The 10,105-nt window shown below is 65.3% G+C and carries 12 protein-coding genes; all 12 read left to right on the forward strand.

Features of this window, described 5'->3' with window-relative positions:
- Positions 1–32: 32 nt before the first annotated feature.
- Complete coding sequence (locus GY791_10975) at positions 33–1,277, forward strand: phenylacetate--CoA ligase (protein ID MCP4328945.1); 1,245 nt, start codon at positions 33–35, stop codon at positions 1,275–1,277.
- A 243-nt stretch (positions 1,278–1,520) separates the two neighbouring features.
- On the forward strand, positions 1,521–2,147 hold the full coding sequence (gene ccmA / locus GY791_10980) for a heme ABC exporter ATP-binding protein CcmA (GenBank protein ID MCP4328946.1): 627 nt from the start codon (positions 1,521–1,523) through the stop codon (positions 2,145–2,147).
- Positions 2,144–2,809: a heme exporter protein CcmB gene (gene ccmB, locus GY791_10985; protein ID MCP4328947.1), complete on the forward strand. Its 666-nt coding sequence runs from the start codon at positions 2,144–2,146 to the stop codon at positions 2,807–2,809. Before ccmA ends, ccmB begins: the two co-directional genes overlap by 4 nt.
- Before the next feature lie 76 nt (positions 2,810–2,885).
- A complete protein-coding gene (locus GY791_10990; protein MCP4328948.1) occupies positions 2,886–3,605 on the forward strand; it encodes a heme ABC transporter permease in 720 nt (239 codons plus the stop codon).
- 134 nt (positions 3,606–3,739) lie between these two features.
- Positions 3,740–3,907: a heme exporter protein CcmD gene (gene ccmD / locus GY791_10995; GenBank protein MCP4328949.1), complete on the forward strand. Its 168-nt coding sequence runs from the start codon at positions 3,740–3,742 to the stop codon at positions 3,905–3,907.
- The gene (ccmE, locus tag GY791_11000; protein MCP4328950.1) at positions 3,897–4,343 is read left to right on the forward strand and encodes a cytochrome c maturation protein CcmE; all 447 of its coding nucleotides are present in this window, start codon (positions 3,897–3,899) and stop codon (positions 4,341–4,343) included. Before ccmD ends, ccmE begins: the two co-directional genes overlap by 11 nt.
- Complete coding sequence (locus tag GY791_11005) at positions 4,340–6,322, forward strand: heme lyase CcmF/NrfE family subunit (protein MCP4328951.1); 1,983 nt, start codon at positions 4,340–4,342, stop codon at positions 6,320–6,322. Before ccmE ends, GY791_11005 begins: the two co-directional genes overlap by 4 nt.
- A 6-nt stretch (positions 6,323–6,328) precedes the next feature.
- A complete protein-coding gene (locus tag GY791_11010; protein MCP4328952.1) occupies positions 6,329–6,859 on the forward strand; it encodes a DsbE family thiol:disulfide interchange protein in 531 nt (176 codons plus the stop codon).
- Entirely contained in the window at positions 6,853–7,338 is a 486-nt protein-coding gene (locus GY791_11015; protein MCP4328953.1) for a cytochrome c-type biogenesis protein CcmH, read from the forward strand. Before GY791_11010 ends, GY791_11015 begins: the two co-directional genes overlap by 7 nt.
- Positions 7,335–8,696: a c-type cytochrome biogenesis protein CcmI gene (gene ccmI / locus GY791_11020; protein ID MCP4328954.1), complete on the forward strand. Its 1,362-nt coding sequence runs from the start codon at positions 7,335–7,337 to the stop codon at positions 8,694–8,696. The genes GY791_11015 and ccmI overlap by 4 nt, the downstream gene beginning before the upstream one ends.
- An 82-nt stretch (positions 8,697–8,778) precedes the next feature.
- Positions 8,779–9,681 carry a hypothetical protein gene (locus tag GY791_11025; GenBank protein MCP4328955.1) on the forward strand — a complete coding sequence of 301 codons (903 nt, stop codon included), beginning with the start codon at positions 8,779–8,781 and terminating at the stop codon, positions 9,679–9,681.
- A 161-nt stretch (positions 9,682–9,842) separates the two neighbouring features.
- Entirely contained in the window at positions 9,843–9,986 is a 144-nt protein-coding gene (locus tag GY791_11030; GenBank protein MCP4328956.1) for an amino acid synthesis family protein, read from the forward strand.
- Positions 9,987–10,105: the final 119 nt, after the last annotated feature.

Here is a 10,105-nt window from a genome sequence, read left to right on the forward strand (position 1 = left end):
GCTCCGCGCCAATTCGATAGGACGATCAAGAAATGGCGAACGGGGACTATTACAACGATCTCGAAATCCGCGATCCGGCCGCGCGCGAACGGCAGCAATTTGCCGAATTCGGTGAAATCTTCACCGCCGGACGCGAGCGCGCGAGCGCCCTGGCGGCGCTGCTGAAGGATATCGATCCGCGCGATGTCACCAACCGCGATCAGCTCGCCGGTCTTCCGGTAACCCGCAAGAGCGAGCTCGTCGATTTACAGAAATCCGACCTGCCGTTCGGCGGCTTTACCGCGGTACAGCCGGGCGATCTGGCGCGCATCTTCTGCTCGCCGGGCCCGATCTTCGATCCCGAAGGCAAGCGGGCGGACTATTGGCGCGTCGCCCAGGCCCTATTCGCCGCCGATTTCCGGCCCGGCGAGGTGGTCCACAATTGCTACGCCTATCATCTCACGCCGGCCGGCTCGATGATGGAAACCGGAGCCCACGCGTTGGGCTGCGCCGTGGTGCCGGGCGGCGTCGGCAACACCGAGCTACAGGTCGCGGCGATCCAAGACATCCGGCCTGCCGGATATGCCGGAACCCCATCGTTCCTCAAGATTGTTCTCGAAAAGGGCAAGGAGATGGGCGCGGACCTATCCTCTCTGACCAAATCGCTGGTCGGCGCCGAACCCCTGCCGCCGAGCCTGCGCAAGGATATCGAGGCCTTCGGCGTCCGCTGCCGTCAGATCTATGCCTCGGCGGATCTCGGCAATATGGCATTCGAATCCGAGGCTCTCGACGGCATGATCGTCGCCGAGGGAATCATCATGGAGATTGTCCGCCCCGGCACCGGCGATCCGGTCGCCGAGGGTGAGGTCGGCGAGATTGTCGTCACCGCGCTATGCCCCGAATACCCGTTGCTGCGCTTCGGCACCGGCGACATGTCAGCGACGTTGACGGGGCCCAGCCCATGCGGGCGGACCAACATGCGGATCAAGGGGTGGATGGGGCGTGCCGACCAGTCGACCAAGGTCAAGGGCATGTTCGTCCGTCCCGGCATGATCGCCGACATCGCCAGACGTCATCCGGAGATCCTCAAGGCCCGACTCGAAGTCGACCGCGACGACGTCACCGACAAGATGACCCTGTCCTGCGAGGTCGCCGACGGCGGCGAGGGCTTGGTTCCGGCGATAACCGAAAGTCTGCAGGCGGTAACCAAGATGAAGGGCGTGGTGACGTTGTGCGAGCCCGGCAGCCTGCCCAATGACGGCAAGGTCATCGACGACGTCCGCAAGTTCGACGAATAGAGCGCTAAGGCGGGCAGATTCCTTATTTCCGCCACAATTGGGGCGCCCCGGCGCCTCAATCGGACGGCCTAATGGAAGCCATAGACAGTTTTCCTTCTTTGGGCATCGTCTATTAGCCTCCAACGCAGCCGACATGGGCTGAAATCTCTCACGGTCCGCGACACTTGCCCGCGGACCGCTTTTTTTTGTGCGGCGCGTGGGATAGGTTGCCCCGACACCGGCTCGCGCGGCAGATCTTCGCACATGACCACTTTTTCCGGCCACGGCCTGACCTGTATTCGCGGCGAGCGCCTCGTCTTCGAGGGTCTCACTTTTGCCGTCGACGCGGGATCGGTGTTGTTCCTTACCGGGCCGAACGGCAGCGGCAAGACGAGCCTGATGCGATTGATGGCCGGCTTGGCACGGCCGGCGGTCGGCACCCTGACCTGGGACGGAGCGCCGGTCGACGACGACCCCGACGGCCATCGCGCACGGCTGCGCTATCTCGGTCATGAGAACGCGGTGAAGCCGGCGCTGACGGTCGGCGATGACCTCGAATTCTGGTGCCGCTGGCGGGGCGGCGTGCCCGATAGCGCTCCCGAGACGGCCCAGCGATTGGCGCTCGACCATCTGTGGGAGACGCCGTGCCGGTTCCTGTCCGCCGGTCAGCGCCGCCGTCTTGCTCTCGCCCGCCTCATCACCGTGCCCGCCTCCTTGTGGCTGCTCGACGAGCCCGCCGTCGGCCTCGATCATGAGTCGCTGATTACGCTCGAGACGCTTCTCGCCGGCCATTGCGCGTCCGGCGGATGCGCGGTCGTCGCCACCCATCAGGAGCTGTCGGTGCCAGGTGCCGATCGCCTCGACTTCGCGGCCGTCGCGGGCGCGCCATGAAATCGTTCGCTGTGCTGGTCCGGCGCGACTTACGACTCAAGCTGCGGCACGGCGGCGACAGCGCCATGGTGCTGGTATTTTTCGTCTTGTGTGTCGCGCTGTTCCCGCTCGGCATCGGGCCCGAGACAAATTTGCTGGCCCGCATGGGTCCGGGCATCGTGTGGGTGACCGCGCTGCTCGCCTCGATGCTGGCACTCGACCAGCTGTTCCGCGCCGACTACGAGGACGGCAGCCTGGAGCAGATCGTTCTCGGACCCTTGCCGCTGGAAATGGTGGTGGTCGCCAAGGCGTTGGCCCATTGGCTCATCGCCGGGTTTCCGCTCGTCGCGTTGAGCCCGGTGATGGCGCTGATGCTGGGGCTCGAGGCCGCGGCCTACGGACCGTTGGTGCTCACGATGGCGCTCGGCACGCCGGTCCTGACACTAATCGGCGCCATCGGCGCGGCGCTCGCATTGGGCGCCCGTCAGGGCGGAATCCTGGTCGCGCTCCTGGTGCTGCCGCTCTATATCCCGGTGCTTATTTTCGGCGCCGGCACCATCGACGCGGCGATCGCGGGGCTGCCGGTGCAGGCAAACCTGCTCATTCTCGCCGGGTTGTTTCTGTTCGCCCTGGCGATCGGTCCCTGGGCCGGCGCCGCGGCAATACGCCAAGCCTTGACCTAGAACATGGTGGCACGGGTGGAACAATGGGAAACGGGGTCTAGATATCATGGCTGACACCACACCACGGTCCCGATCCATGCACCGCTTCGCCAACCCGAACCGGTTCCTCCGCCTGTCGCGCGCCGTGCTGCCGTGGAGCGCGGGATCGACCTGCGTTCTTATGATCGCCGGCCTCTATCTCGCGTTCTTCGTCGCACCGCCCGACTACCAGCAGGGCGAATCGGTCCGCCTGATGTATATCCACGTGCCCGCCGCCTGGATGGCGCTGTTCGTCTATGCGGTGATGGCGGCGGCGAGCGCGGCGGCGCTGATCTGGAAACACCCGCTGGCCGATATTGTGGCCAAGGCGGCGGCGCCGATCGGCGCCTGCTTCACCTTTCTCGCTCTCGTTACCGGCTCGCTATGGGGCAAGCCGATGTGGGGAACGTACTGGGTGTGGGACGCGCGGCTGACCTCGGTGCTGATCCTGTTTTTCCTCTATCTCGGGCACATCGCCCTGACCCATGCCTTCGACGATCCGCTGCGCGGCGCCAGGTCCGCGGCGGTGCTCGCCCTGGTCGGCGTGGTCAATCTGCCGATCATCAAGTTCTCGGTCGATTGGTGGAATACCCTCCACCAGCCGTCGAGCGTGCTGCGCCTCGAAGGGCCGACCATTCACGGCTCGATGCTGATACCGCTGATCCTGATGGCATTGGCCTTCACCGCCTACTTCATCAGCGTGCTGATTCTGCGCGTCCGCCGCGAGCTGCTCGACCGGCGGATTCGGGTGATGATGGCCAACCGGGCCGGGCGCTAGCCGATGATCGGCCGAACATCGTCAGCCGAGGCGCCGCCCGGCGGTGGCGCCAAGTGTCGGCACGGGCCTTTATCTCGCCGTGTCCACCGCTTATTTAGAGGCGGGATGGCGGAGACGATGCGGGAAAGGCAGCAATGAGCGAATTTTTCGCCATGGGCGGCTATGCCGCCTACGTATGGCCGGCCTTCGCCATCACCGCGATCGTCCTCGTCGGCCTATTTCTGGTCAGCCTGCGCGACCTGCGCAAACGCGAGGCGCTGCTGGAACGCCTGCAGCGGGAAGAGGGCGGCCGTGAAACCTAAACACAAACGCATGGCGATCTACGGCAGCGGTCTCGTGCTGTTGGCGCTGGCGGTGGCGCTGATCCTGGCCGCCCTCGAGGAGAACATCGTCTTCTTCCGCTCGCCGTCCGAGGTGATCGCGAAGGAGGTTCCCGCCGAGCGGCGGTTCCGGCTCGGCGGACTGGTCGTCGACGGCAGCGTCGAACGCGCCAACGGCAGCCCGACCATCGTCTTCGCCCTCACCGACGGCGCCGAAACGGTGCCCGTTTCCTACACCGGGATCCTGCCCGACCTGTTTCGCGAAGGTCAGGGCGTCGTCGCCGAAGGGAAACTCGACGGCAACGGCGTCTTTGTGGCCACCGAGGTCCTGGCCAAACACGATGAGACCTATATGCCGCCCGAGGTCGCCGACGCGCTGAAGAAAGCCGGCCACTGGAAGGGCGGCGACAGCCCATGATCCCCGAGATCGGCCACTACGCGCTGGTGCTTGCGCTGTTCATGGCGGTGGTCCAGGGCACCCTGCCGCTGATCGGCGCGCATCGGGGCAACGGTGCGTTGATGGCGGTGGCGCGGCCGGCGGCGGAAGGCCAGCTGGTCTTTATCGCCGTCGCCTTCGCGGCGCTGACCTGGGCCTATGTCGGCTCCGACTTCTCGGTCGCCAACGTGGTCAACAACTCGCACACCTCCAAGCCGCTGCTGTTCAAAATCACCGGCGTCTGGGGCAACCACGAGGGATCGATGCTGCTGTGGGTGCTGATCCTCGCCCTGTTCGGCGCGGCGGCGGCGCTCTTCGGCGGTAACCTGCCGCCGTCGCTGCGCGCCCGTGTGCTCGCCGTTCAGGCGTGGATCGGGATCGGGTTTCTGCTTTTCATCCTGCTGACCTCGAATCCGTTCGATCGCGCGATCCCGCCGCCGGGCGACGGCCGCGACCTCAACCCGCTGCTGCAGGATATCGGCCTCGCCATCCATCCGCCGTTTCTCTATCTCGGCTATGTCGGCTTCTCGATGGCCTTCGCCTTCGCCATCGCGGCGTTGCTCGAGGGACGGGTCGACGCCGCCTGGGCCCGATGGGTGCGGCCCTGGACCTTGGCCGCCTGGGGGTTTCTTACGGTCGGCATCGCGCTCGGCAGCTGGTGGGCCTATTACGAACTCGGTTGGGGCGGATGGTGGTTCTGGGATCCGGTCGAGAACGCGTCGTTCATGCCGTGGCTGGCCGGCACCGCGTTGCTTCATTCGGCGATCGTGGTCGAGAAGCGGGAGGCGCTCAAGACGTGGACCATCCTGCTCGCCATCGTTGCCTTTTCGCTCAGCCTGATCGGCACCTTCCTCGTCCGATCGGGCGTCTTGACCTCTGTCCATACCTTCGCCAACGACCCCGAGCGCGGCCTGTTCATCCTGCTGTTGCTCGGGATCGTCATCGGCGGCTCGCTGCTGCTGTTCGCGATTCGCGCGCCGGCGCTCCGGGGCGGCGGCTTGTTCGCGCCGATATCCCGAGAGGGCGCGATGGTGATCAACAACCTGTTTCTGACCACCGCGCTGGCGACGGTCTTCATCGGCACCCTCTATCCGCTCGTGCTCGATGCGCTGGCGGCCGGCAAGATCTCGGTCGGCGCGCCGTTCTTCAATCGCACGTTCGTCCCGCTGATGCTGCCACTGGTCGCGGCCATGGGCGTCGGCCCCCTGCTGGCGTGGAAGCGCGGCGACCTGGCGGCGGCCCTGTCGCGGCTATGGCTGGCGGCGGTCCTGGTCGCGGTCGCGGTCGCCGCCACCTACGCGATCGAGGGCGGTCCGGTCATGGCCTTGGTCGGCGTCGCCGCGGCGACCTGGCTGGCGGCATCGACGGTGATCGAATGGAGCGGCCGGGTCGGGCTGTTCCGAATGCCGCTCGGGACCAGCCTGCGTCGCGCCTGGAACCTGCCGCGGTCGGCCTATGGCATGACCTTCGCCCATCTCGGTGTCGCCATGATGATCGCCGGCATTACCGCGTCGTCGGCATGGCAGGTCGAACGCATCCAGATCATGCGGCCGGGCGAGGCGGTCGACGTTGCCGGCTATCAATTCTCCTTTGACGGCGTCGCCACAATGGCCGGGCCGAATTATCGCGCCGAACGAGGCACGTTCAGCGTCAGCCGCGGCGGACGGCCGGTCGCCACGCTGTTTCCGGAGAAACGCGTCTATTCGGTCCAGGGTATGCAGACCACCGAGGCGGCGATTCATACCACCTGGCTCGCCGACCTATATGCGGTGCTTGGCGACCGCGATGCCGCAACGACCGACGGCTGGGCGGTCCGCATCTATTACAATCCGCTGGTACCGTGGATCTGGCTCGGTGCCTTCATCATGTTTTTCGGTGCCGCCGTCTCGTTGAGCGACCGCCGCCATCGCGTCGGCGCGCCCCTCCGCGCCGCCGCGCTACGACGGCCGGCGCAGGCCTAGAGCTCTATGCCGCTCCGTTACCTCGTACCGCTCGCGGTCTTCGTCTTCTTCGCCGCAATCCTTGGCTATCTGCTGGTGTCGGGGCACGATTCGTCGAGGATCCCCTCGGTTCTCATCGATCAACCGGCGCCTCGGTTCGAGTTGCCGCCGCTCGACGACTCGCGGCCCGGTCTGGCCACGGCCGACCTTTCGGGGACCGTCAGCGTGGTCAACGTCTTCGCCTCCTGGTGCGTCCCCTGCCGTGCCGAGCATCCGTTGCTGATGCGGCTGGCCGAGGAAGGGATCGATGTCCACGGCATCAATTACAAGGATGACCGCGAAAAGATCCGCGTCTGGCTCGACGACCTGGGCAACCCCTACAAGCGGATCGGCTTCGATGAAAACGGCCGTGCCGCGATCGAGTGGGGCGTTTACGGCATCCCCGAGACTTTCATCCTCGATGATCAAGGCCGCGTCCGTTACAAGCACGTAGGGCCGATGACGCCCTACGATCTCAACAACGTTATCCTACCCATCATCGAGGGATTGCGATCTTGATCCGCGTCCTCCCATTTCTCGCCGCGCTCGGTATTGTCGCCACCGCATGGGCCGTGCAGCCGGGTGAAATCCTCGACGATCCGGTTCTCGAGACGCGGGCGCGTGATATATCGAAAAATTTACGCTGCCTGGTGTGCCAGAACCAATCGATCGACGATTCGGATGCCCCGTTGGCGCGAGATTTGAGGATTATCGTCCGCGAGCGCCTTCAGGCCGGTGACAGCGATGGCGATGTCATTGGCTTCGTCACCGACCGCTACGGGGACTTCGTGCTGTTGCGGCCGCCGGTCAAGCCGACGACCTATTTGCTGTGGTTCGGTCCTCTGGCGCTGCTGCTGTGCGGCATCGTGTTGATCGCGGCCATGGCACGGAAACGCCGCCTGGGTGCGGCCGCTACGGCATCGCTATCGGAGGCGGAACGGCAGCGTCTCGCGGCGCTGCTCGACGACGACGAAAAGGGTGGACGGGCCGGGCCGTGACTCTGTGGCTGATTCTCGCCGGGATGACCGCGCTGGCTTTGGCCTTCGTGCTGCCGCCTCTGGTCCGTCGCGGCTCTATCGATACCGATCGCCTCGACCATGAGGTCGAGATCTATCGCGACCAGCTCAAGGAGATCGATCGCGATCGCGATCTCGGCGTGATCAGCGAGGCCGAAGCGGAGGCAGCGCGGGCCGAGGTCGGACACCGTCTGCTCGCCGCCGCCGATGACAGCGCCAAACCGGAGAAGAGCCGACACGGCGGCATCCAAGCCATTGCGCTGGTCGTCGCCCTGGCAGTGCCGATCGGCGCCCTGCTCACCTATTATTCCCTCGGCACGCCGGATGCGCCGCAACAATTGGCCGCATTGGACCTGCAACCGGTCGACGATCGCGACATCGACCTTCAGGCGCGAATCGACGCGCTGCTGCGCCGAGTCGAAGCAACGCCCAATGATGGCGCCATCTGGGCGGAGCTGGGGGAAACCTTCGTCGCCGCCGGCCGCGCCGCGGATGCCGTCCAGGCCTTTGAAACCGCCCTCGCCCTCGACGACAAAGATGCGGCGTTATTGTCGGCCCATGGCGAGGCCTTGACCCTGGCCGCGGGCGGCGTCGTCACGCCGGCCGCGCGGCAGGCCTTCGAGCGGGCGCTCGACCGCGACCCCGCCGAACCCCGGGCCCGCTACTACGCCGGACTTGCGCTGTACCAGGATGGTGATCTGCGCCGCGCTGCCGCCGTGTGGATTGCCTTGGAACGGGATTCGCCGCCCGGCGCGCCATGGCTGCCGACGCTGTCGGCCCAAATTACGGCGCTCGCCGACCAGGCCGGCATCGACACCGCAGAACTCGGACGATCGCAGACGCCGGGACCGTCGGCCGAAGACGTGCAGGCAGCGGCCGCCATGTCGGACGAAGACCGTCAAGCGATGATCGAGTCGATGGTCGGTCAGCTCGCGACGCGGCTCGAGGACAATCCGGACGACCGCGATGGCTGGCTGCGCCTGTCGCGCTCCTATGAGGTGCTGGACCGTCCGGCCGACGCGCGCGACGCCATGGCGCGGGCGGCGCAGCTGGCGCCCGAGGACGCCAACATCCTGGCCCAACTCGGCCGCTTGACCTATGACGCCGAAGGGGCGCCCGACCAAATCTCGCCGGCCGTCGCCGACATCATGGAACGATCGCTCGCCCTCGACGGCGACAATGCTTTGGCGCTGTGGTTCATTGGCGTGGTCGCCGAGCAGGCCGACGACCTCGAGCGTGCACGCGAGTTGTGGCGCCGGCTTCTCGACCGGTTGGAACCTGGAACCCCGCAATACGAAGCGCTCAAAGCACGGGTCGAGGCGCTCGAGGCGGCACGGTAGGTCCGACGGTCGCCACGGACATGTCACAACGGCCCCCGAATTGACTGTTTTCGCGATCAATCGCGACGGCTAGGATGCGCCCATGCCGGGCCGGGATATCTACGATCTGCAACTCGAAGGTTGTGCCGACGACGCCGGTGTCGGCCTTGCGGACGAGCTGACGGTCTTCGTGACCACGGTCGGCGCGCCGGCCTTCGCCGATTGCCTCGACCATCTCAGGACGCAGGATTGCCGGTTCCGTCTCACGATCATCGATCGCGTGGCGCCGTTGTCGGCGGCCTTTCAATGCATGATCGATCGCTGCGAAACGCCGCTTTTCGTCCAGGTCGACGAGGACATGATCCTCGAACCCCATGCCATCCGGACGTTATTCGACTACATCAGCGCTGCGGGTCCGGAAGCCGCGATGTTCACGGCGCCGCTCCACGATGCGGACGTCGATCGGCAGATTCACGGTCTTAAAGTTTATCGCCATGCCATCATCCGTAACTATCCGGTTGCGGACATCGAGGGATCCGAGATCGATCTGCTGCGCCGAATCGCGGCCGACGGCTTCGGCTACGTGAGGACCGCGCCCGCCGACGACCCGGGTTACGACGAATCGAGCGAATACGATTGCGGCTATTTCTTCGCGCGCGGGCCGACGAATGCCGTGCCGCCGTCGCCGGGCCCGCTCGGCCGCCACGGCACCAAATGGACACCGACGCTGCTCTACGAGCGCTATTTCACCATCGAGCGCAAATGGCAGAGCGGGAGGGCCCGTCTACGCTGGTATCCCGGCGGCCGAGAGGAACTCCTCAAGCGTTTCATGCGGGATCCGACCGAAGAGAATTTCCTCGTTGTGATGGGGATCGTGGCCGGGGCTCTGACGAAAGACATGCCGCGCGGCGAGAAGGATTTCCGCACCTACGACGATCTACCGGGATTGGCCGAGATGCGCGCACTCTACCGCGAACTGAGAGAAGGCGACGGCGACGCGGATTAGGTTGCGGACGCCGGTTGATCCTGTTTCGATTTGCCATTTGCATCATTTGCGATATCCAGTCTTAGCGGGCTCCGAATTCGTTCGGTGTTGCAATAATCGACGTCAACCACGCAGTGCACGCAGCGGCCGACGGCCTCCCAACAAAAGGAACGGAAACGATCATGGACGTTCGCAAGATTATTTTTATCCGGGAAACGACGACCCGGGAAGCCGACCGGCTGCTCGACCGGCCGATCACTCGCGCCGCCGGCCTGGTCGCCTTTGCCAACCCATTGGCCGGCATGGGTTATACCAAGTCTCTGTGAGTGGGACTCATATAGGGGCTTTCCGGAACGGTGTTTTTCTGATTCAAGATGGCAAACGGATGGAGGTTTGCCATGGGTTCTCCGGTTTCACTTCGAGACGATTTTGGTGCGGCCGGACT

Source organism: Alphaproteobacteria bacterium (assembly GCA_024244705.1).
Classification (GTDB): Bacteria; Pseudomonadota; Alphaproteobacteria; order JAAEOK01; family JAAEOK01; genus JAAEOK01.